We start from the raw sequence: 22864 nt of genomic DNA on the forward strand, positions 1-22864 counted from the left end.
GATTTGAAAATTTGTTAAATTAAAACTAAATTAGAAAACACAAACAGTTGCGTTTGCAACTGTTTTCTGTTATACTACTTATAACTTAGGAATGTCTATTTTAGCTAGAATATTTTGGAGCTGAAAGAGCTCAGAGGAAGTCAGTTGCTGCAGAGCTTGACTGACGTAGGTGTTTTCAAAGCCAATCAGCTGGTCATAGAGTTTGAGAGCCTGACTGCTAGGATAGAGCTCTTTGAACTTCTTATTTTGAGCTTTGGTCTTTTTGATAATCAAGCCCCTATCTTCCAGCTTTCCTAGGGATCGGCTGAGGGTAGTCTTGTCAATCTGCACCATCTCTGCCAGTTGTGATTGGCTGAGGCCTTCATTTTCGACGATGCGAATGAGCAGTAGAAACAAATTATTGTCTAGGCCGTAGTTACTAGCTTTTTGATTCATTTTCATCATGGCTTGTCTGGAAATAAGGCCCATTTGCCGAAAAAGTTGACGGTAATCCATAGGAACTCCTTGATAGTTGCATTTGCACTTATTATACATTAAAAAGATAGAGGAAACAAGTATGTGGTCTAGGAAAAAATTAACAGAGCTGAACCCGATAGAATTTTATCAAATCTTAAAACTGCGCATTGACACCTTTGTGGTGGAGCAGGAGCGCATCTATCATGAACTGGATGAGAAAGACCTAGAAGCAATGCATGTTTACCATGCTAATGAACAAGGGGAAATTGATGCTTATGCTCGGGTCTTTGAAGAGGGAGAGCATTTAGTCTTTGGTCGAGTAGTCACAGCTCGGTCTGTACGAGGACAGGGCTTAGGAGGACAGCTTATCAGAGAGATCTTACAATTATGTGCTGAAAAATGGCCAGGAAAGGAAATTGAAATAGAGGCTCAGGAGCAGGTGGCTGCTCTCTATGAAAAATATGGTTTCAAGGCAGTTGGCCAGCCCTTCATTTTTGAATCGACGCCTCACATTACCATGATCTATAAACAATAAAAAAACTAAGGCCAGGCCTTAGTTTTTACTGTTTAACAGGAATGGAAATTTCGATTAGATTATTAGCGTAAATCGTTCGGATAGCAGCTTTATCAATAGCGTTTGCATCAATTTTTCTCTTCAAGAAAAATTCTCTAATTTTTTCGATTTCCTGTTCGCGTACAGCACGGTGCATGTTTGAAATCAAAATTTCATAGTGAAGAGGAGCTTGTGTAAAAACAACATCGCTGTTTCCAGCAGAATAAACTTCGACTAATATCGCATCGGTGCTTTCCAATTGGCTTTTGACAAGGTCAGCATGACTGTTTGTTGTATTAATAAGCTTCATACGATTTCCTCCTGCTTTATACCTGCTATTATTATAACATGTTTGCTATAAATTGTGAATGATTTCTTTAAGCTTTAAGCGCATTTTTCCAAGCTTGGATACCCCATTTATGGCTGCCACGTTTAAGTGTTTCGATAGCTTCATCGACTGGGAACCAGGCAAGCTGATTGAAATCTTCCAACGGTTTTTGGACTTCTTGGAAAGAAGTAACCTCATACAGATAGGCTGGGTTGTAAAAATAGGTATCACGATGGCGAGAGTAAAAATATTCATCAGCTTGTCCAAGATAGTGTCCAAGCTGGGCTGTGAATCAAAGTTCTTCCATCAGCTCGCGTTCAAGGGCAGTCTGATGTTTTTCCCCTTCTTCAATCTCTCCACCGGGCAGAAACCAAGCCCCATTAGGCGCCTGGACCAAAATAATCTTTTCTTTCTTTTCATCTGGGATGACAGCATAGACTCCGTAGCGGGTCACATATTCTACATTTGCTTCCTTTTCACCAAAGGTTGGATTTGTCATTCTAATATCCTCAATCTCTAGTCAGTTTACTATCTATCATAATGGACTAAGGACCAGCTGTCAAGAATTTACTCGGTTTATTGAACAGAAAAAGAATGATAGTCCTTGAAATAAATCCCTTTCAAATAATAAATTCCTTCCTCTGACCGTTTAAAAAAACTCTTCTTTATAGGAATGGTAAAACATTTATAGAAGAAATTGTTATAATAGTAGCGAGGTGGTTTTATGACAGAAAGCAGACTTTTTAAAATCTTATATCTTCTTTTAGAGCAAGGCCGCACAACAGCTCCCGAATTAGCCTCACTATTTGAAGTATCTATTCGGACCATCTATCGAGATGTAGACAAGCTGAGTTTGGCAGGAATCCCCATCTATTGCAGCCCGGGCAAGGGCGGGGGCATTTTTCTGATGAAGGATTTTGTCTTAGACAAGGCCTTGTTTTCAGAGTCTGAGAGGGATGAGCTATTAGCCGCTCTTCAAGGCTTCCAGATTTTAACAGATGGCGAGCAAATAGAGACCTTAGCTAAGCTGCAGTCTTTGTTTCAAGTTCAGGCGACTTCTTGGCTAGAGGTGGATTTCACTGACTGGCGCAAGAAAGCAGATCAGAAAGAACTGTTTGATATCATTAAGCAGGCAATCTTGCAAAGAAGAGTCTTGTCATTTTCTTATTTGAATGGGCGTGGAGAAAGAGAGCAGCGCAAGATAGAGGCACTGAAGTTAGTATTTAAAAGTCAAAACTGGTATGTTGCTGGTTTTTGTCGTTTAAGACAAGCTCCGCGCTTTTTTAAACTCAACAGAATGAGAGACTGTCAGATGTTAGAGGAACGATTTAAGCAGAGAGTCTTGGATGAGAAATTTAGTCCTGAAGAACGGCTGGGAGATACTGTAAAAGTCTTCTTGAAATTTGACGGGAAGCATGCCTTTCGGGTGTACGAGGAGTTTTCAGAAGCAGAGATAGAGGAGAGTGATGGGAGACTTTATGTCCAAACGCATTTGCCGAGTCACGATAGTCTTTATGCCTACTTGCTATCCTTTTTGGATGGAGTTGAAATCATGGAGCCGCCTCGGTTACGGGAAGAATTCAAAGAAAAGTTAAAAGATATTACCGATATTTATAAAAGCTGACAGAGGTTGTCAGCTTTTCTTTGCTATACTGTTTGTAGTAAAGAAAGGAGGGCTCTCTCATGAAATATGAATGGAGAAAAGCCAATCGAGAAATATATCAAATCAAGTCTGAACCCTGTCTCATAGATCTTCCTGCCCAGTCTTTTATCATGATTGACGGCAAGGGCAATCCTAATGCTGCTGACTTTTCGGAACGAGTTGGTGCTCTGTACAGCTTAGCCTATGCTATCAAGATGAACTACAAAAAGACAGCGGCCGAGCAAGAATTTACTGATTTTACAGTTTATCCCTTGGAAGGACTTTGGCAGCAAGAGCAAGCAGGAGAACTGATTAAAGAAGAATTGATCTATACTATTATGATTGGGCAGCCAGACTTTATCACTGGAGAGATGGTGAAAAAGGCTCTGGAACAAGTTCGTGTCAAAAAGCCTAATCCTCTCTATGACGAGATTCGCTTTGAAGAAATGACGGAGGGACCGTGTGTTGCCATGCTGCATCTTGGTCCTTTTGACCAAGAACCTCAATCCTTCGCTAAAATGGATACCTTTTGCCAGAATCACCAGCTGACACGGATTTCAAACACTCATAGGGAAATCTATCTCAATAATCTGAATCGGACAGACCCTAGCAAGCTGAAAACAATTCTGCGCTACAAGGTTCAGAAAGATCAATAAAGAAATAGAGCAGAAAACTAACTGTTTTCTGCTCTATTTTATCGACATTTATTTTTCTTCTTGTGATGAATTAACGGACTCTGTGCTTTCAGTTTTCTTGGCTGACTTGATGAGAATCTTGCCATTGCTGGTCATGATAGCTTTGAGCTCTTTTTCGCTTGGATTTTCCAGATAAAAGTCAGTAATAGCATCTTCGATATGGTCCTGAATGGTACGGCGCAGTGGGCGAGCCCCCATTTTTGGATCGTAGCCCAGGTCAACCAATTTTTCTTTGACTTTCTCTGTAACATCCAGATGAATGTCGTTGGTTGTCAAACGTTGATTGACATCGTCCAGCATCAGGTTGACGATTTGCAGCAGATTGTCCTTGCTAAGCGCCTGGAATTCGATAATGCCGTCAAAGCGGTTCATAAACTCAGGACTGAAGAAGTTGCCCAATTCACCCAAAACGGAATTGGTGCGGCCTTCACGCGCTGCTCCAAAGCCAACGCTGGCTTCAGCTTTGCCAGTTCCAGCATTGGATGTCATGATGATAATGGTGTCCTTGAAGCTGACAGTCCGGCCTTGACCATCGGTCAGGCGGCCATCATCTAGAACCTGCAGGAACATGTGCATAACATCGGGATGGGCCTTTTCCACCTCATCCAGTAGAATGAGTGAGTAAGGATTGCGGCGAACGCGCTCAGTCAATTGACCAGCTTCATCATAGCCGACATAGCCCGGAGGTGCACCGACCAGCTTGGCCACGCTGTGTTTCTCCATGTATTCACTCATATCAAAGCGAATCATGCTGTCAGCCGAGCCAAAGAGCTCAATGGCTAGTTGCTTAGACAGCTCAGTCTTACCGACACCAGTTGGTCCGACAAAGAGGAAGCTGCCGATTGGGCGATTAGGACTTCCTAGTCCGACCCGGTTGCGACGGATGGCCTTGGCAATCTTATCCACAGCATCGTCTTGGCCGATGACATGGGCCTTTAGGTCACTAGAGAGATTAACTAGTTGAGACTGTTCTTTTTCTTTGAGGTCGCCAACTGGGATATTGGTCTTTTGCTCTACGATGTGCTCAATCGTTTTCTCGCTAATAATCGGAGTATCCTTATCCAGTACACTTGTCTGCTGGAGTTCCTTGTACTTGGCAATCTGGTCCCGGAAGTAAGCTGCTTTCTCGAAATCTTCGTCACGGGTTGCTTGAGCCTTGAGGTTTTCGGCCTCAATCAGACGTTGGTCAATGACCTTGGGGTCAACGAAGTTGAGGGTCAGATTCATCTTAGAACCGGCCTCATCCAAGAGGTCAATAGCCTTGTCTGGCAGGAAGCGGTCTTGGATGTAGCGGTTGGAGAGAAGCGCAGCAGCTTCAATAGCCGCATCTGTGTACTTGACGTGATGGTAGTCTTCGTATTTTTTCTGAATTCCTTTGAGGATGGTAATCGTTTCCTCTACCGTCGGCTCGTCTACCTTAACGGGCTGCATGCGGCGCTCCAGTGCAGCATCCTTCTCAATGATACGGTATTCATTGAGAGTGGTTGCTCCGACCATCTGGAGCTCACCGCGAGCCAGAGCTGGTTTGAGGATGTTCCCAGCGTCCATATTGCCATCGCCAGCAGAGCCTGCTCCGACAATTTCATGGATTTCATCAATAAAGAGAATGACATCCTGACGAGAACGAATCTCATCAATGAGCTTCTGCATTCTCTCCTCAAATTGGCCACGGATACCAGTTCCCTGTACTAAGCTGACAACGTCTAGGCGGATAACTTCCTTGCCTTGGAGTTTATGAGGCACATCGCCATCAACAATTTTCTGGGCCAGGCCTTCCACCACGGCTGTTTTTCCGACTCCGGGCTCCCCTATGAGAACAGGATTATTTTTGGTGCGGCGGTTGAGGATTTCAATGACACGGACGATTTCTTCATCACGGCCAATAACAGGATCAATCTCGCCTCGGCGAGCCAACTCAGTCACGTTGATACCAAACTCTTCCAGCAGGCCTTTTGGCTTTTGCGGACTTGGCTGAGGCTGACCACCCTTGCTTGGATTGGAGCCGTAGCCGCCACCGCCTCCATAGGCTCCGCCAGATTGGGTAGGAGGAGTAGCTGGTTCCTGAGACTGTTGAAAATTGCTGAGGCCGTTGAAGAAGTCATCGATAGGATCTGTTCCGTGATTGTTGGCATTAGTAATTCCGCCGAACAAGGAATGTTCAGGGTCTGTTTTCATGATTTGGTAGCAGTTTTGGCACAAATCCACCTGCTGTTTGTGGCCATTTACGTTGGTATAAAGGTGAATCGTAGATTCATTGATTTTACAATTTTGGCAAAGCATGCAGATACCTCTTTTCTTTTAGTGTGCAAGCTATTTAATAGAAATAATTAAAGGTCAAAAATAGTCAAAGTTTTATAGTTTCATTATATCAGTATTCTCGAACTTTGCAAGAATTTACTACAAAATCTTCCCTTAGACCGAGCAGAATGAAAACAAATTCTTGAAAAATTACAAAAAATTGGCTTTTAGTGGTATTTCAGTCGCTATTTATGGTAAAATAAGAGGGAACTAAGTAAATAGGAGAAACAAAATGGAATCACATTTAGTTAGAATTATCAACCGCTTAGAAGCTATGGCTAAGGATGGCGGAAATTTGAAACGTAATTTTGAGCGTGAAGGAGTGGTTGTAGCAGAAGTAGCTTACAGTTACGACGAAGAAAATGGCTCTGTCTTCACCTTGCGTGATGTTGCAGCGCGTGAGACCTATACTTTCGACAGCATCGATTTGATTGCAATGGAAATTTATGAATTACTCTACTAAAAAGCACTTAGCTGCTTTTTATTTTTACCCTTTTTATCTTATTTTGAAAAAGATTTGGTAGGTCTGAAAATTTTACCACTAGGTGCCAATGAAACCACGCTTTATAACCTTGTATAAGAAAAAGTTATAGGCTGAGCACAGATTTTTTTGGTATAATGAAAAAGATAATGAAAAAGAAATGAGAATGACATGGCGCAGATTATTGATGGTAGAGGTTTGGCAGAGAAACTTCAGAAAAAATTAGCCGAAAAAACGGCTCGCCTCAAAGAAAAGACAGGTCAGGTACCGGGCTTGGTAGTGATTGTGGTAGGAAATAATCCAGCCAGTCAAATCTACGTGCGTAATAAAGAGCGCTCGGCCTTGGCCGCTGGCTTTCGGAGTAAGGTAGAACGTCTGCCAGAAGAAACCAGCCAGGAAGAGCTCTTGAGCTTGATTGAAACTTATAATCAAAATCCTGATTGGCATGGGATTTTGGTCCAGCTGCCCTTGCCTGAACATATTGATGATGAAGCTGTGCTTCTAGCCATTGATCCAGACAAGGATGTTGATGGCTTTCATCCGCTTAATATGGGCAAGCTATGGAGCGGCCATCCGGTTATGATTCCGGCAACTCCTGCAGGCATTATGGCTATGTTCCATGAATATGGCGTTGAACTGGAAGGCAAGCGAGCAGTCGTCATCGGGCGGAGTAATATTGTCGGTAAGCCCATGGCTCAGCTGCTTTTAGCTAAGAATGCGACGGTAACTCTGACACATTCACGGACCCACAATCTAGCTAAGACTGCTAAGCGGGCAGATATTTTGGTGGTGGCCATCGGTCGTGGACATTTTGTGACCAAGGACTTTGTCAAGGAAGGAGCTGTTGTCATTGATGTCGGTATGAACCGAGATAAAAATGGCAAGCTGATTGGCGACGTTAAGTTTGATGAAGTGTCTGAACTTGCCAGTCTGATTACCCCTGTACCTGGAGGTGTTGGACCTATGACCATTACCATGCTGATGGAGCAGACCTACCAAGCCTTTAAACGGAGTCTTGAATCATGAAATTTGTTTTTGATTTGGATGGGACCTTGTCCTTTGATTATATGACGATTGATGAGGAGATTAAGCAGGTCCTGCTAACGGCTCCTCAGTTTGGGCATGAAGTTTTGTTTGCTTCGGCGCGTTCCTATCGAGATTGTCTGGGACTATTAGGCCCGGAATTGAGCCAGCAGATAGTGATTGGCCTGAACGGCGGAGTAGCTTATCAGAATGGACAGCTGATGTTTGAGCGTCAGCTGCATCAGTCAAGTTATCAAGCCATTCTAGACACTTGTTTGACCTATAATTTGCCTTTTTTCGTCGATAATACTTTTGACTACAGCGGCCAGATTTTAGAAAAAATCCCTTTTATTGCCAGTGTAGATCCTCTCAAGCGGGCAAGACAGCTGGAACTAACTGAACTCCAGCATCCTATTAAGCTTGTTATTTACATGGGGAATCATGAGCAGCTCTTAAACGATTTACAGGCTCGTTTTGCAAACTTGCCTAATCTAAGTCTAGACTATCATGAACATGAGAAATGTTTTTATATCAATCCGGCTGAAACCAATAAAGCTTCAACTGTAAAGGAACTCTGCGGTTCGGATTATGTGGCTTTTGGTAATGATCAAAATGATATCCAGCTCTTTAAGAATTCTCTCTACGCTGTGCAGGTTGGGGATTTCTCAGGCTTGAGCGATTATGCGGACGAGCAGGTCGCCTTTCAGGAAAATTTACCCAAGGCAGTCGCAGCAAGAATCTTACAAAAATTTGCAGATTTCCGAAGAAAATAACTTTCTTGCGATATGAGGCACCTGTTTAGGTGCCTTTTAGTGTATAATGAAGATAGGTTTGGTCGTCTTGAGACCGGTGCAGGATGAAGTTGGTCTAGGAGAATATCATGGTAAAAAATCCTGAAAATATTTTAAAAAAAGTCATTAGGGAACGTCCCTTGGATAGTCACAAGGGCGATTACGGTCGTCTTTTATTGATTGGGGGGACCTATCCATATGGAGGTGCCATTATCATGGCAGCTTTAGCAGCAGTCAATAGTGGAGCAGGTCTGGTGACTGTTGCTACAGATAGAGAAAATATCGCCCCTCTGCACAGTCATTTGCCGGAGGCCATGGCCTTTGACTTAGAGGAACAAGACCGATTGACAGAGCAACTGACCAAATCAGATCTAGTCTTGATTGGTCCTGGCTTGGCGGAGAATCAACTAGGTCTAGATATCCTACAAATGGTAGTCCAGACTGTGGCAGAACAGCAGATACTTATCATGGATGGCGGAGCCATTTCTCTCTTTAGCAAAGCAGCTTTGCCATTTCCAAAAGCCCAAACAGTTTTTACCCCTCACCAAAAGGAGTGGGAAGGTTTATCGGATTTGAACTTGTCAGAACAGGTAGCAGTAGCCAATCAGGCGGCGGTCAATCAACTGCCTCTGGACAGTATTGTCGTGCAGAAAAAGCATGGGACGACCATCTATCAAAGCGGGCAAGAGCAGGTCTTTGAGCTGACAGTAGGCGGACCTTATCAGGCAACTGGCGGAATGGGGGATACGCTGGCTGGTATGATTGCCGCTTTTGCGGGTCAGTTCAAGTCAAGCAGTCTCTTTGAGCGAGTGGCGGCTGCAACTCTTCTTCACTCCCTTATCGCAGATGAACTGAGTCATGAAGCTTATGTCGTCCTGCCAACGGCAATCAGTAGAGCCATTCCAAGGTGGATGAAGGAGATGAGTCAGTAGACTTTTTCTTGAGGTTTTAAGTCAGCTGGGGTTCTCTTGTAGAAGCCCAGTTTTTTTCTTGCTTTTCAGGGGATTTTTGGACTTTGTAATCGGTTTTTTATGCAGTTTTTTGTTATAATAAAAGTTACGGAAAAACTAGAAAAGAAAGGGAAAGGACATGCCAGAATATTTGTCGGTTTCGACCTTGACCAAGTATCTGAAGATGAAGTTTGAGCGAGATCCTTATTTGGAGCGGGTCTATCTGACTGGCCAGGTGTCCAATTTCCGCCGGCGCCCCAATCACCAGTATTTTTCATTAAAGGATGAGAAGGCCGTCATTCAGGTTACGATTTGGTCTGGTGTCTACCAGAAGCTAGGCTTTGAGCTAGAAGAAGGTATGAAAATCAATGTCATTGGCCGGGTGCAGCTCTATGAGCCGAGCGGTTCCTATTCTATCATCATTGAAAAAGCGGAGCCGGATGGTATCGGTGCCTTGGCTATCCAGTTTGAACAGCTCAAGAAAAAACTGGGAGAAGAGGGGCTTTTTCAAGATAAATTCAAGCAGGCCTTACCTCAATTTCCTAAGAAAATCGGCGTCGTAACCAGTCCCAGCGGAGCGGTTATTCGGGATATTATCACGACGGTCAGCCGTCGCTTTCCGGGAGTGGAGATTGTCCTTTATCCGACAAAAGTGCAGGGAGATGGGGCTGCAGCTCAGGTTGCTGACCACATCAGACTGGCCAATGAGCGGTCGGATTTGGATGTACTGATTATTGGTCGAGGTGGTGGTTCTATCGAAGATCTCTGGGCTTTCAACGAAGAGGAAACAGTTCGGGCTATTTTTGAGTCTCGGATTCCTGTTATTTCTAGTGTCGGCCATGAGACAGATACGACTTTGGCGGACTTTGTAGCAGATCGCAGAGCTGCGACTCCAACGGCTGCGGCTGAGCTAGCAACACCGGTCACCAAGCTGGATCTGCTGGGGCATTTGCAGCAGCAGGAAAACCGCATGTCACGAGCGATTTCCAATCGCCTGAGCTATTATCGAGAGCGACTGAATAAACTGACCCAGTCGGTTATCTTCCGACAGCCAGAGCGGCTTTACGATGGCCATCTGCAGAAGTTAGACCAGCTCAACCTGCGACTCAAGCAAAAAATTCGCGAATATTATAGTGAAGAGCAACAGCGGGTCAAAATCTTGCAGCATCGTTTGGAAACATTGAATCCGCTCAGTCGCATTCAGCGTTTTCAAGAGCAGACTGCCCAGCTGGAGCGTTTGCTGCGCAGCAACATGGCAGTCATTTATGATAATAAGGTAGCTCAAGTCAGGAGATTGTCCGAGGCCTTGCTTATGCTGGATACCAGTCGAATCGTGGCGCGTGGCTATGCTATTGTCCAAAAGAATCAAAAGGTTGTCGAGTCAAGTGCAGGCATTGAAGAAAAAGATGAGCTGACCCTGCTTATGCGGGATGGGCAGCTGGAAGTAGAGGTAAAACATGTCCAAAGAAAAGAAATTTGAAGAAAATTTAGCAGACTTGGAAGTCATTGTCCAAAAGCTGGAAAATGGTGATGTAGCCTTGGAAGAGGCGATTGCAGAATTCCAAAAGGGGATGAAGCTTTCAAAGGAACTGCAAAAAACCTTAGATCAAGCAGAGAAGACACTTGTTAAGGTCATGCAAGAAGATGGTACAGAAACGGAAATGGAATGACAAGAAACGAGAAACTAGAAAAGATTGGTCAGACGATTGAGGATTTTTATAAGTCTCAGCAAGTGTCGCCGGATTTATCAGAAGTTATTTTGTACTCGGTGCAGGCTGGAGGCAAGCGAATTCGTCCCTTACTGTTATTGGAGTTGATTCAAGCTTTTGGCCTAGAGCTGGCTGAGGCCCACTATCAGGTCGCGGCGGCTCTTGAGATGATTCACACTGGCAGCCTTATCCATGATGATTTGCCGGCTATGGATGATGACGACTATCGCCGCGGCCGCTTGACTAGCCATAAGAAGTTTGGAGAGGATATGGCTATTTTGGCGGGTGATTCTCTCTTTTTGGACCCCTATGGACTATTGGCAAGGACTGAGCTGCCTAGTCAGGTCAAGGTGGAATTAATTTCTGAGTTGTCTCTGGCAGCAGGGAGCTTTGGTATGGTCGCAGGACAAGTTCTGGACATGCAAGGCGAAGGCCAAGCAATTAGTTTAGAAGATTTAAAAACCATCCATGCCAATAAGACTGGTAAGCTACTGACCTATCCTTTTGTCGCAGCTGGTTTGATTGTTCAGGCTCAGCAGTCTGTTCAAGACAAGCTTCGTAGGATTGGAGAACTCTTGGGCTTGGCCTTTCAAGTGCGGGATGATATTTTGGATGTGACGGCCAGCTTTGAAGAGCTGGGTAAAACCCCGCAGAAAGATTTAGCTGCGGCCAAGTCGACTTATCCAGCCTTTCTGGGACTGGATGGAGCTAAGAGCTTTTTCAATCAGACCCTTGATGAAGCTGTGCTTATTCTGTCAGACTTGGAAGAGAAGACAGAGTTTTCAGGCGGAAAAATTCAAAAGATAATAGAAAGTTTGAGATTGAATGGCTAAGGAAAGAGTAGATGTGCTGGCCTACAGACAAGGGCTCTTTGAGACCAGAGAGCAGGCTAAGCGTGGTGTGATGGCTGGACTAGTCATTGCTGCAGCCAATGGCCAGCGCTTTGACAAGCCAGGTGAAAAGATTGACACAACAACAGAGCTACGCTTAAAAGGCGAGAAACTCAGATATGTCAGCCGTGGCGGTCTCAAGCTAGAAAAGGCTTTGCAAGTCTTTGATATTTCGGTCACTGATCGAGTGACCTTGGATATCGGAGCTTCGACTGGCGGTTTTACAGATGTCATGCTGCAGCACGGAGCTAAGCTGGTCTATGCAGTAGATGTTGGTACTAATCAGCTGGCTTGGAAGCTCAGGCAGGATGAGCGGGTTGTTAGCATGGAGCAGTATAATTTTCGCTATGCCCAAAGGACTGACTTTGAGCAGGAGCCGAGCTTTGCCAGTATTGACGTCAGCTTTATATCGCTGAGTTTGATTTTGCCAGCTCTGCGTGAGATTTTGGCTCAGGATGGCCTAGTGGTCGCCTTGATCAAGCCCCAGTTCGAAGCGGGCCGCGAGCAGATTGGTAAAAAAGGGATTGTCAAGGATAAAAAGGTCCATCTGGCAGTTCTGGAAAAGGTCACAGCATTTATGATGGAGGCTGGCTTTTCTGTCAAGGGAATGGATTTTTCGCCTATTCAGGGCGGTCAGGGCAATGTAGAATTTCTGGCCTATTTAGAAAAGAGCACAGATCCGCAGTCTCTTGATTCAGTAATGATGACAGCTGTTGTAGAGGCAGCACACAAGGAATTTAAGGATGAATAAGAAGGATAGATTAGAAAAGATTAGACGCTTTGTCAGTGACTATGACATTGGCACACAGGAGGAAATTGTAGAACATCTCAGGGAGTCTGGGATTACAGCGACCCAGGCTACGGTCTCTAGGGATATCAAGGAGCTGGGCATTGTCAAGATACCGCTCAAGGACAACACCTATATCTACGAGCTACCTAAGACCATGACCAGCAGTCTGGGTTTGGCAGAAAATAATATCCTGTCCTGTCAGGTTTTGGGAAATATGATCAATCTCAGTCTGGTTCCGGGGAGCACAGCACTGGTCAAGCGCCATCTTAGAAATGAATTCGCTGAGGATATTTTCAGTATCTTGGCAGACAACGACAGTATTTTGATGGTTATGATGACAGAGGAAGCAGCTGCAAGGATTGCAACCATCATTCACCATTGGTAGGAAAGCCTATGTTATTAGAAATTTCGATTAAAAATTTTGCCATTATTGAGGAGATTTCCCTTAATTTTGAGCAAGGTATGACAGTTTTGACCGGGGAAACCGGAGCCGGCAAGTCTATTATTATTGATGCGATGAACATGATGCTGGGCAGCCGTGCTACGACGGATGTTATTCGTCATGGGGCATCCAAATCTGAGATAGAGGGACTTTTTTCGCTGGAAAATAGCAGAGCTTTGCGAGAGATTTTTGAGGAGCAGGGCTGGGAGCTGACCGATGAGCTGATTATCCGTCGGGAAATTCTGCAAAACGGCCGTAGTGTCAGCCGTATCAATGGCCAGATGGTTAATTTGTCTGTTCTAAAGGCTGTTGGTCAGCATTTGGTGGATATCCATGGTCAGCACGATCAGGAAGAGCTGATGAGACCCCAGCTTCATATTGCCATGTTAGACGAGTTTGGAACAGCAGACTTTTTGCATCTCAAAGGCCTCTATCAGGAGACCTTTGACCGCTATCGAAGCCTGCGTAAGCAAGTCCTGACTTTGCAGAAAAATCAGCAGGAGCATAAGGCCAGGATTGAGATGCTGGAGTTTCAGATGGCGGAGATTGAGAGCGCAGCCCTCAAAAGCGGTGAAGATACTGCCCTGCATCAGGAGCGAGATCGTTTGCTCAACCACAAGCTCATTGCCGATACGCTGACGAACGCCTATACCATGCTGGATAATGAAGATTTTTCCAGTCTGACCAATGTCCGTTCAGCTATGAACGACCTTGAGTCTATCGAGGATTACGATCCAGCCTACAAGGAGCTTTCCGGCAGCTTGTCAGAGACTTATTATGTCTTGGAAGATGTCAGCAAGCGCCTAGAGGACATTTTAGATGGACTGGACTTTGACGGAGATCGGCTGCTGCAGGTGGAGAGTCGCTTAGACTTGATTAACAGCATCACACGTAAATACGGCGGCCAAGTAGATGATGTGCTGGATTACTTTGCTCAGATTTCCAAAGAATACAGCCTTTTAACTGGAAGTAACTTGTCCTCGGAGGATATGGACCGAGAGCTGAAGGCCTTGGAGAGAGAGCTGGTAGAGCTGGCCCAGGAGCTGAGTCAGGCTCGTCACGGCCTAGCAGCACAGCTGGAAGCAGAAATCAAGCAAGAGTTACAGGATCTCTACATGGAAAAGGCGCGCTTTAAAGTGCAGTTCAGTAAGGGCAAGTTCAACCGTGAAGGCAATGAACAAGTAGAGTTTTACATCTCGGCAAATCCAGGCGAGGATTTCAAACCTTTGGTGAAGGTTGCGTCTGGCGGCGAGCTCTCCCGTCTCATGTTGGCAATCAAGTCTGCCTTTTCTCGTAAGGAAGGCAAGACCAGTATTGTCTTTGACGAAGTGGATACGGGCGTTTCTGGTCGAGTGGCCCAGGCTATTGCTCAGAAGATTTACAAGATTGGCTCCAATGGCCAAGTCTTGGCTATTTCCCATCTGCCGCAGGTCATTGCGATTGCCGATTATCAGTTCTTTATTGAGAAGATTTCGGATGAGAATTCGACCGTCTCAACGGTTCGCCTGTTGACAGCTGACGAGCGGGTTCAGGAAGTCGCTAAGATGCTGGCTGGCGAAGATGTGACGGAGGCTGCTTTGACTCAGGCCAGAGAATTATTAAAGAAATAAACAAGCGAGGCTGAGACACTAGTGTTTCGGTCTCCTTTAGGAGGTGACGCGTATGACAGAATATTTTGCAATCGGTGATGTCCATGGCAAGGCTGATATGCTAGATGAGCTGCTCCAGCACTGGGACGGTCGCAGCCAACTAGTCTTTCTAGGCGACTTGATAGATCGTGGCGAGGACAGCCGAGCAGTTTTGGAGCGGGTCAAGGACCTAGTGGATCAGAAAGGAGCTGTTTGTCTGTCTGGCAATCATGAGTATATGTTTCTGACCTGGCTGGACAATCCTGAAAAGTCTTATGACCACTACCGACGCAATGGTGGAGATACGACGATCAATTCGCTTTTAGGCCGACCTCTCAATGCTCCTGTAGATGGACTAGCAGACGCGGAACATGTCAAGACGGAGGCGGCAGATTTAGTAGATTTTATTCGTCAGATTCCTTTCCTGTTGGAGACAGAACAGTACATTTTTGTCCATGCCGGCCTAGATTTGGAGCTGAAAGACTGGCGAGAAACCAGTGATTATCAAAAAGTTTGGATTCGCGCTCCTTTTCACGAAGGCAGTAATCAGACTGGCAAAACGATTGTCTTTGGCCATACACCGACATTTTACCTCTTGCATAAGGCACCGGGAACTGATCAGCTATGGATGACTGAGGATGGCAAGATTGGAATGGATGGCGGAGCTGTCTATGGAGGAGTACTCCACGGAGTTGTCTTTGGTCATAATGGCATCATAGAGCGGTATGCCATAAAAAATGATGGTTTGGTAGCCGAAGACTGAAAAAGATTGGGAAAATCCAATCTTTTTTTGCTGAGTTTCTCTTTGAAAACCAGCTTTTTCCCAAAATTTTCCCCAATAAAGCTAAAAAAGCTGCATGTAAACACTTTTTCATCTAATTTTAAAGAAGCGCAAAAAGATTAAAAAACTAAAACAAGCAGATTAAATTTAGGAAACGCTTGGCCTGAGCTGTGATTTTAGCGAATATTCCCCCACAAAACCATAAAAATTTGGTATAATGTAGTGTAATAACAAGTTAAAATTTAGATACAGAGTAGGAAATCTATGACAAAAATAAAAATCGTAACAGACTCATCTGTAACCATTGAACCAGAGGTTGCTAAGGAATTAGACATTACAATTGTGCCTCTCTCTGTTATGGTGGACGGGGTGGTCTATTCGGATGCAGACCTAGAGGAAGGTGAGTTTCTTCGTCTCATGCAGTCTAGTCGAAATCTTCCTAAAACCAGCCAGCCGCCTGTCGGAGTCTTTGCTGATGTTTTTGAGCATTTGGCAGAGGATGGAGCACAGATTATCTCCATTCACATGTCTCACGCCTTGTCAGGGACTGTCGAAGCAGCTCGTCAGGGAGCGACTTTGGCTAATGCTGATGTGACGGTTGTTGACAGCTCTTTTACTGATCAGGCTATGAAGTTCCAGGTCACCGAAGCAGCTAAAATGGCTAAAGAAGGAGCTAGCCTAGATGAGATTCTAGCTAAAATCGAGGAAGTGAAAGAAAAGACAGAGCTCTACATCGGTCTCTCCACCTTAGAAAATCTGGTTAAAGGAGGCCGTATTGGCCGAGTTTCTGGTCTGATTAGCTCCCTGCTCAATATTCGTGTCATCATGCAAATGAAGGACCATCAGCTGGAGCCCATTGTCAAGGGCAGGGGCGCTAAGACCTTTAAAAAATGGTTGGATGATTTGACAGCAAGTCTTCAAAATAAGCAAGTGGTTGAGATTGGAATTTCCTATGCAGGCGATCCAGAATTGGCCCAGGAAATGAAGGAAAGTTTACAGCCGTATGTCAAGAAACCTATTTCAGTGCTGGAAACAGGGTCCATTATTCAGACACATACAGGGGAAAATGCTTGGGCTGTGCTGATTCGTTACGAATAAAACCATAATAATTTAGAAAATAGCGGCTTAGTACTTGACCTGAAAGCTATTTTTAGATATGATAATATTTGTTAGGGTTATCAACCCAGAAAAAATTTGGAGGATTTGTTAAATGGCTAACAAACAAGATTTGATCGCAAAAGTAGCAGAAGCTACAGAATTGACTAAAAAAGATTCAGCAGCAGCAGTTGATGCTGTATTCGCAGCTGTAACTGAGTACCTTTCAAAAGGTGAAAAAGTTCAACTGATCGGTTTTGGTAACTTTGAAGTTCGTGAGCGTGCAGCACGTAAAGGCCGCAACCCACAAACTGGTAAAGAAATCAAAATCGCAGCTTCTAAAGTACCAGCTTTCAAAGCAGGTAAAGCTCTTAAAGACGCTGTAAAATAATTTTGGTTATTAAAACCTGACACATTTGCCTCTGGCGAGTATGTCAGGTTTTTCTTTTTGCTATCAGTTCTTGAGTTTAGCAAAGAAAGTTGGCTCTTCGAGAAAGTTAATTTATGAACTTCCTTGGAGTTTTTATTTTGCAAAGAAGTGAAGGAGATTGTCTCTAATCAAAAGAGAATGATAAAGGACAAACATTTTTAAAGACTTAAAATAAAAAGTTGAAAATTTTAGCAAAAGCGCTTTTAAATCATAAGTCTTTATGATAAAATGAAGGGAACATTTCTTTTTGCGTAATGATTGCGAGATCATTGAAAAAGTTTAGGAGGTAAGAAATGAAATGGAAACCACTTCAGGGCTCACTGCGCCCTGATAATCCTTTTGGCAACAAATTTCGCTTGCTGATGGGATTATTTGTTGTGCTTTTTTCAATCTTTTTGCTCCCCATTCAGACATTGTCTGCCTTGGAGGAGCTGAAGGATGGAACGGATTTGTCCAAGTTGAATATTCATAAGTTTGACTTGAATGTTAACAATGTCAGTGTTCTTTCTAAGTCAGAGGCGATTGAACAGGTTCATCTGACTAATCCAAACTATGAGTATCTGGGAGCAGTCTACCCTGGAGAAATGGAAAATTTTACCATCAAGGTAGACAAGTCTCAAAAAGCAGATCAGGTCTTTAATAAGCCGCTTTCTCTTAAGTTCTCTAATGTTGGAACGGCTTATGGAAAACAAGTAGATGCCTATCTGACTTTTAATAAGGTAACACTCCACTATCTGAACTCATCTACAGCAGAAGCTCAGATGAATGATGCTCAAAAAGATGCAGTAGAATTTTTCTCTATTTCAGAGTTGTGGGAAAGAAGCGCTTTTGAGATTGGGAATATCCCATATGTGGATACTGCTCATAATAACATTATGAACAAAGCTTTCTGGGTGGAGGCTGATGTTACAGCAGAGCTACGCTATGCGGATGGTTCGGATACAGATTTGAAGTTGGTTATGAAACCGACTGACATTGATGTAGTTGACGGCTTTGGTCTAAAAGAGTCTTTCTATATTAATGATTATAAAAATGCTGTTGATAAGCGCTTGATGAACAATGCCAATGCTTTGAATCAAACAGATCAGAGCGGTCGGACAATTTGGGAAGCAACGACTTCAACTAGCGGTGCTGCTAATGAAAACAACATCTCTGGTTTGGCCGTTCGTTCTGCAGATAACACGTTGAATTTCGGTTATTTATCAACAGAAGCTTGCTCGGCAGTCTTTGGTCTTTATATTGAAAAAGTTGATCCCAAGCCAGTCTTAGAAGTGGATCCAGTTAAGATTCCAGCTAAGGAAGGTCAAGAGGTGACTTATAAGGGAACCTTCAAGATTCCAGTTCCTGGTAAGGATATTTTGGCTACCCCGACTACTATTGAGATGACTGAAACCTTTGACGAGCGTCTGGATTACAAGGAGCTCAAGGTTGAGGCTGGCGGTAATGCCTTGCAGGAAGGTCGTGATTACACGATTGAAAAGAAAGGCCAGACCGTTACGGTCAAGATGACACCTGAGTATGTTAAAGCAAATTCTTCTCAGGATATTGTCATTACCTACAAGACTGCAACCAATCAAAAGGTAGCAGAAAAGGGTGCTGCAACGATTGCAAATACCGTGACTTTAAAAGTAGATAATCTTTCAGCACCATCTAATCAAGTTACTACTGACTTGCTCTATGAAAAGAAACATGAATTTGTCAGTGGCACTGCTGGTAAGGAACTCCCGCAGGAAATCAAAGACCTAACACCAGAAACAGAAAAGAATCTGGAGAATGGCACTAAGGCCACGCCGACACAACCGGCTAAGACGGAAGTGCAGACCGCCGATGGCACTTGGACCTTTAAGTCTTACGACAAGGCAGAAGAGACGATTAACGGAGCAGATGCGCACTTTGTTGGTACCTGGGAATTCACCCCAAATCCAACTTATAAGACGACACACGAGTTCGTTAGTGGTACAGCAGGTAAGGAATTGCCACAAGAAGTGAAATCCTTGCTTCCATCCGACAAGCCTGATTTAGCAGATGGCACTAAGGCCACTCCAACCCAGCCGATGAAGACAGAAGTGAAGACCGCTGATGGTACTTGGACCTTCAAGTCTTACGACAAGGCAGAAGAGACGATTAATGGAGCGGATGCACACTTTGTTGGAACATGGGACTTTACACCAGCGCCAACTTATAAGGTGACCCATGAGTTCGTCAGTGGTACAGCAGGTAAGGAATTGCCACAAGCAGTGAAAGATTTGCTTCCAAGCGATAAATCTGATTTGGCAGATGGCACCAAGGCTACTCCAACACAACCAGTCAAGACGGAAGTGAAGACCGCTGATGGCACTTGGATCTTCAAGTCTTACGATAAGGCTGAAGAAACTATCAATGGAGCGGACGCTCACTTTGTCGGCACTTGGGACTTTACTCCAGCGCCAACCTATAAGGCTACCCACGAGTTTGTTAGTGGTACAGCTGGTAAAGACTTACCACAAGCAGTGAAGGATTTGCTTCCAGCAGACAAGCCTGATTTGGCCGACGGTACGAGAGCTACTTCAACGCAGCCAGTGAAGACAGAAGTGAAGACCGCTGATGGCACTTGGACCTTTAAGTCTTACGACAAGGCAGAAGAGACGATTAACGGAGCAGATGCGCACTTTGTTGGTACCTGGGACTTCACCCCAAATCCAACTTATAAGGCTACCCACGAGTTCGTTAGTGGTACAGCAGGTAAGGAATTGCCACAAGAAGTGAAATCCTTGCTTCCATCCGACAAGCCTGATTTAGCAGATGGCACTAAGACCACTCCAACACAGCCAACAAAGACAGAAGTGCAGACCACTGATGGTACTTGGACTTTCAAGTCTTATGATAAGACAGAAGAGATGATCAATGGATCGGACGCTCACTTTGTTGGTACATGGGACTTTACTCCAGTGCCAACATATAAGGCTACTCATGAGTTCGTCAGTGGGACAGCAGGTAAAGAACTGCCACAAGCAGTGAAGGATTTACTTCCAGCCGACAAGCCTGATTTGGCAGATGGAACTAAGGCCACTCCAACCCAGCCAACTAAGACGGAAGTGCAGACCGCAGACGGTACTTGGACCTTCAAGTCATACGATAAGAACGAAGAGACTATCAATGGAGCGGATGCGCACTTTGTCGGCACTTGGGACTTTACTCCAGCGCCAACCTATAAGGCTACTCACGAGTTCGTTAGTGGCACAGCAGGTAAGAAATTGCCACAAGCAGTGAAATCCTTGCTTCCAAGCGATAAATCTGATTTAGCCGACGGTACGAAAGCCACTCCAACACAACCAGTGAAGACAGAAGTGAAAACCGCTGATGGCACTTGGACTTTCAAGTCATACGATAAGAACGAAGAGACCATCAATGGAGCAGATGTGAAGTTCGTCGGCACTTGGAACTTCACCCCCAATCCAACTTATAAGGCTACTCATGAGTTCGTCAGTGGAACAGCAGGTAAGGAATTGCCACAAGAAGTTAAAGACTTGCTTCCAGCCGACAAGCCTGATTTGGCAGATGGCACTAAGACAACTCCAACGCAACCATCGAAGACAGAAGTGAAGGTAGCAGACGGTACTTGGACCTTCAAGTCTTACGATAAGGCTGAAGAGACCATCAATGGAGCGGATGCACACTTTGTTGGTACATGGGAATTCACAGCAACTCCATCATCAACTTATAAAGCAGTGCATGAGTTCGTCAGCGGTACAGCAGGTAAGGAACTTCCACAAGAAGTGAAAGCTTTGCTTCCAACTGATAAATCTGATTTGGCCGACGGCACTAAGACCACTCCGACACAACCAGTCAAGACAGAAGTTGAAACATCTGATGGCACTTGGAGCTTCCAGTCATATGACAAGAACGAAGCAACTATTAATGGTGCAGATGCTAAATTTGTTGGAACTTGGACGTTTGTGGCGAAGCCTAGTCCGGCACCAACCTACAAGGCTACACATGAATTTGTCAGCGGTACAGCAGGTAAAGAATTGCCACAAGAAGTGAAAGCTTTGCTTCCAAGCGATAAATCTGATTTGGCAGACGGCACTAAGGCCACTCCAACCCAGCCATCAAAGACAGAAGTGAAAACAACCGAAGGTACATGGACCTTTAAGTCTTACGATAAGGCAGAAGAGACTATCAATGGAGCGGACGCTCGCTTTGTTGGAACATGGGACTTTACTCCAGCGCCAACTTATAAGGCTACTCACGAGTTCGTTAGTGGAACAGCAGGTAAAGAATTGCCGCAAGCAGTGAAAGATATACTTCCAAGCGACCAAGCAAACTTGTCAGATGGTACTAAAGCTACTCCAACACAGCCAGTCAAGACGGAAGTGAAGACAGCCGATGGCAGCTGGAGCTTCCAGTCATATGACAAGAACGAAGCAACTATTAATGGTGCAGATGTTCACTTTGTCGGTACTTGGACTTTCGCATCTGACTCAACTACGCTTACTGGCAGTGTGATCTGGATTGACAATGATAACGCTGCAGGTCGCCGACCAAAGAGTGTCCTTGTTCACTTACTCGCAGATGGACAGGATACAGGCATCAGCGTAACTGTTGATGAGGCGATGGGCTGGAAATACAGCTTTGAAAATCTGCCACGCTTCAAGGATGGAAAAGAAATCATCTATAGTGTCCGCGAGGACGAAGTGGAAGGCTACAGCAATCAAGCTGAAGGCATGAATGTAACCAACCGCTTGCTTGTAGATGCTCAAGTTAAAGAGATTGGCAAGAAACGAATTCTGCCTAAGACCGGCCAAGATACATCTATCTGGATGCTGATTCTTGGATTCTTGACTTTTGGAGGAGCAGTTGGCTTGACCAAACGTCAGCGTGACTAAGATTAAGCTTCAGTAAAAAGTTTTGAAAATCTAGAATATATGAAAAGTCTGTTATCTCAACTTTTGTTGGGAATAGCAGGCTTTTTATTTTTGGCAGGAAAATCAAGGCACTGATAGAATTAAAAAATTTTAGGTCTTATTTACAATCATTCTTAATAGCCAAGTAAGCCTAGTCATGGTATAATGGTAATGACTTAGATGAGAGGCTATAACGGAGCAAATAATGAAACAAGAACATCAGCATGATTTTGACCAAGTAATTGGCCATTTGCGCGCCAAGGGCGTGCGTATTACAGAAACGCGGAAGGCGGTAATTGACTATATTATCCAAAGTCACGACCATCCTAGCGCTGAAATGATATATCAGGACTTGAAGCCCAATTTTCCTAATATGAGTCTGGCAACAGTCTATAATAATCTCAAGGTTCTGATTGATGAGGGTTTTGTCGCTGAGCTCAAGGTTCGCAATAATACGACGACCTACTTTGACTTTATGGGCCATCAGCACCTCAATGTCATCTGTGAAAAATGCGGTCGTATCGCTGATATGGAGCTGGAACTTCCGGATGTGAAGCATGAGGCTGAAGTGCAGACTGGCTACCACATCACCCAAAGCCAAACGACTGTCTATGGCCTATGCCCCCAATGCCAGCAGGAGGCGGTGTGACTGCGAGGATGATTAGCAGCTTTTTGGAGCCTAAAGACGGACAAAGTTGTGACTCGCTTTGCAAATTCAATCTGCAACTTCAAAGCAGCAATTTGAGCAATCAGCTATTGCGTTAAGATTCTATTCCTAATAAAAGGTAAGGCTAGAACTTATGTCTCTTAGCCTTTTTCTATGTGTTTTAGCGAGGCTTGTTCGCAGGATATCATCTGAGCTTAGAGACGTTGGTACCTAGTCAAGTACAGCACTTAGCAAGATCAGATATTTCAAGTACAACCCCTTATATACTTATGCTATTATTTTACAGGCCAATTCTCTTTTGATATAATGAAAGCAGAATAAAGCCTTGTACA

The 22864-nt window shown here is 44.4% G+C and carries 21 protein-coding genes and 2 pseudogenes; 19 read left to right on the forward strand and 4 right to left on the reverse strand.

What is annotated here, in order from left to right; all coding sequences use genetic code 11:
* Positions 1-78 precede the first annotated feature (78 nt).
* A complete protein-coding gene (locus K1J09_RS05690) occupies positions 79-534 on the reverse strand; it encodes a MarR family winged helix-turn-helix transcriptional regulator (RefSeq protein WP_223323314.1) in 456 nt (151 codons plus the stop codon).
* A 22-nt stretch (positions 535-556) separates the two neighbouring features.
* On the opposite strand from K1J09_RS05690, the gene K1J09_RS05695 reads away from it, so the two are divergent.
* On the forward strand, positions 557-991 hold the full coding sequence (locus K1J09_RS05695) for a GNAT family N-acetyltransferase (protein ID WP_223323316.1): 435 nt from the start codon (positions 557-559) through the stop codon (positions 989-991).
* A 25-nt stretch (positions 992-1016) separates the two neighbouring features.
* Here the strand turns inward: K1J09_RS05695 and K1J09_RS05700 are convergent, their stop codons facing one another.
* On the reverse strand, positions 1017-1319 hold the full coding sequence (locus K1J09_RS05700) for a DUF1827 family protein (RefSeq protein ID WP_002919443.1): 303 nt from the start codon (positions 1317-1319) through the stop codon (positions 1017-1019).
* 67 nt (positions 1320-1386) lie between these two features.
* Positions 1387-1836: pseudogene (locus tag K1J09_RS05705) on the reverse strand (NUDIX domain-containing protein).
* A 225-nt stretch (positions 1837-2061) separates the two neighbouring features.
* Here K1J09_RS05705 and K1J09_RS05710 point away from each other — a divergent pair.
* A complete protein-coding gene (locus K1J09_RS05710; protein ID WP_223323317.1) occupies positions 2062-2961 on the forward strand; it encodes a helix-turn-helix transcriptional regulator in 900 nt (299 codons plus the stop codon).
* A 59-nt stretch (positions 2962-3020) separates the two neighbouring features.
* Positions 3021-3635 (forward strand): GyrI-like domain-containing protein, encoded by a 615-nt coding sequence (locus K1J09_RS05715; RefSeq protein WP_223323318.1) that lies wholly within the window; start codon positions 3021-3023, stop codon positions 3633-3635.
* Positions 3636-3683: 48 nt separating this feature from the next.
* On the opposite strand, the gene K1J09_RS05720 is transcribed toward K1J09_RS05715, so the two are convergent.
* Positions 3684-5954: an ATP-dependent Clp protease ATP-binding subunit gene (locus K1J09_RS05720; protein ID WP_223323319.1), complete on the reverse strand. Its 2271-nt coding sequence runs from the start codon at positions 5952-5954 to the stop codon at positions 3684-3686.
* Positions 5955-6204: 250 nt separating this feature from the next.
* Here K1J09_RS05720 and K1J09_RS05725 point away from each other — a divergent pair, with 250 nt between their 5' ends.
* The 16 genes and pseudogenes from K1J09_RS05725 to K1J09_RS05795 all read left to right on the forward strand — a co-directional run bounded on the left by K1J09_RS05725 (position 6205) and on the right by K1J09_RS05795 (position 22514).
* Positions 6205-6435, forward strand: a complete 231-nt coding sequence (locus K1J09_RS05725; RefSeq protein WP_002896146.1) for a DUF1797 family protein — start codon at positions 6205-6207, stop codon at positions 6433-6435.
* A 189-nt stretch (positions 6436-6624) separates the two neighbouring features.
* Positions 6625-7479, forward strand: coding sequence for a bifunctional methylenetetrahydrofolate dehydrogenase/methenyltetrahydrofolate cyclohydrolase (locus K1J09_RS05730; protein WP_223323320.1), 855 nt, complete (start codon positions 6625-6627; stop codon positions 7477-7479).
* Positions 7476-8249, forward strand: coding sequence for an HAD hydrolase family protein (locus tag K1J09_RS05735; protein WP_223323321.1), 774 nt, complete (start codon positions 7476-7478; stop codon positions 8247-8249). The genes K1J09_RS05730 and K1J09_RS05735 overlap by 4 nt, the downstream gene beginning before the upstream one ends.
* Positions 8250-8356: 107 nt before the next feature.
* Positions 8357-9199 (forward strand): NAD(P)H-hydrate dehydratase, encoded by an 843-nt coding sequence (locus tag K1J09_RS05740; protein ID WP_223323322.1) that lies wholly within the window; start codon positions 8357-8359, stop codon positions 9197-9199.
* Positions 9175-9412: pseudogene (locus tag K1J09_RS11850) on the forward strand (initiator RepB protein). The gene K1J09_RS05740 and the pseudogene K1J09_RS11850 overlap by 25 nt, the downstream one beginning before the upstream one ends.
* Positions 9357-10697 carry an exodeoxyribonuclease VII large subunit gene (gene xseA, locus K1J09_RS05745; protein WP_223323323.1) on the forward strand — a complete coding sequence of 447 codons (1341 nt, stop codon included), beginning with the start codon at positions 9357-9359 and terminating at the stop codon, positions 10695-10697. The pseudogene K1J09_RS11850 and the gene xseA overlap by 56 nt, the downstream one beginning before the upstream one ends.
* Positions 10675-10887, forward strand: coding sequence for an exodeoxyribonuclease VII small subunit (locus K1J09_RS05750; protein WP_223323324.1), 213 nt, complete (start codon positions 10675-10677; stop codon positions 10885-10887). The genes xseA and K1J09_RS05750 overlap by 23 nt, the downstream gene beginning before the upstream one ends.
* Complete coding sequence (locus K1J09_RS05755; RefSeq protein WP_223323325.1) at positions 10884-11759, forward strand: polyprenyl synthetase family protein; 876 nt, start codon at positions 10884-10886, stop codon at positions 11757-11759. Before K1J09_RS05750 ends, K1J09_RS05755 begins: the two co-directional genes overlap by 4 nt.
* Positions 11752-12567, forward strand: a complete 816-nt coding sequence (locus tag K1J09_RS05760; protein WP_223323326.1) for a TlyA family RNA methyltransferase — start codon at positions 11752-11754, stop codon at positions 12565-12567. Before K1J09_RS05755 ends, K1J09_RS05760 begins: the two co-directional genes overlap by 8 nt.
* Complete coding sequence (locus tag K1J09_RS05765) at positions 12560-12991, forward strand: arginine repressor (protein ID WP_002915680.1); 432 nt, start codon at positions 12560-12562, stop codon at positions 12989-12991. Before K1J09_RS05760 ends, K1J09_RS05765 begins: the two co-directional genes overlap by 8 nt.
* An 8-nt stretch (positions 12992-12999) precedes the next feature.
* Positions 13000-14658: a DNA repair protein RecN gene (gene recN / locus K1J09_RS05770; RefSeq protein WP_223323327.1), complete on the forward strand. Its 1659-nt coding sequence runs from the start codon at positions 13000-13002 to the stop codon at positions 14656-14658.
* 52 nt (positions 14659-14710) lie between these two features.
* On the forward strand, positions 14711-15439 hold the full coding sequence (locus K1J09_RS05775; protein WP_125330588.1) for a metallophosphoesterase: 729 nt from the start codon (positions 14711-14713) through the stop codon (positions 15437-15439).
* Positions 15440-15721: 282 nt separating this feature from the next.
* The gene (locus tag K1J09_RS05780; RefSeq protein WP_223323328.1) at positions 15722-16555 is read left to right on the forward strand and encodes a DegV family protein; all 834 of its coding nucleotides are present in this window, start codon (positions 15722-15724) and stop codon (positions 16553-16555) included.
* Between the two features lie 112 nt (positions 16556-16667).
* A complete protein-coding gene (locus K1J09_RS05785; RefSeq protein ID WP_002896125.1) occupies positions 16668-16943 on the forward strand; it encodes an HU family DNA-binding protein in 276 nt (91 codons plus the stop codon).
* 332 nt (positions 16944-17275) lie between these two features.
* Positions 17276-21847 (forward strand): LPXTG-anchored SHIRT domain periscope protein, encoded by a 4572-nt coding sequence (locus K1J09_RS05790; RefSeq protein WP_223323329.1) that lies wholly within the window; start codon positions 17276-17278, stop codon positions 21845-21847.
* Positions 21848-22070: 223 nt separating this feature from the next.
* Positions 22071-22514 (forward strand): Fur family transcriptional regulator, encoded by a 444-nt coding sequence (locus K1J09_RS05795; protein WP_223323330.1) that lies wholly within the window; start codon positions 22071-22073, stop codon positions 22512-22514.
* The last annotated feature ends 350 nt before the right edge of the window (positions 22515-22864 follow it).

The organism is Streptococcus sanguinis, assembly GCF_019928825.1.
In the GTDB taxonomy this organism is placed as follows: Bacteria; Bacillota; Bacilli; order Lactobacillales; family Streptococcaceae; genus Streptococcus; species Streptococcus sanguinis_L.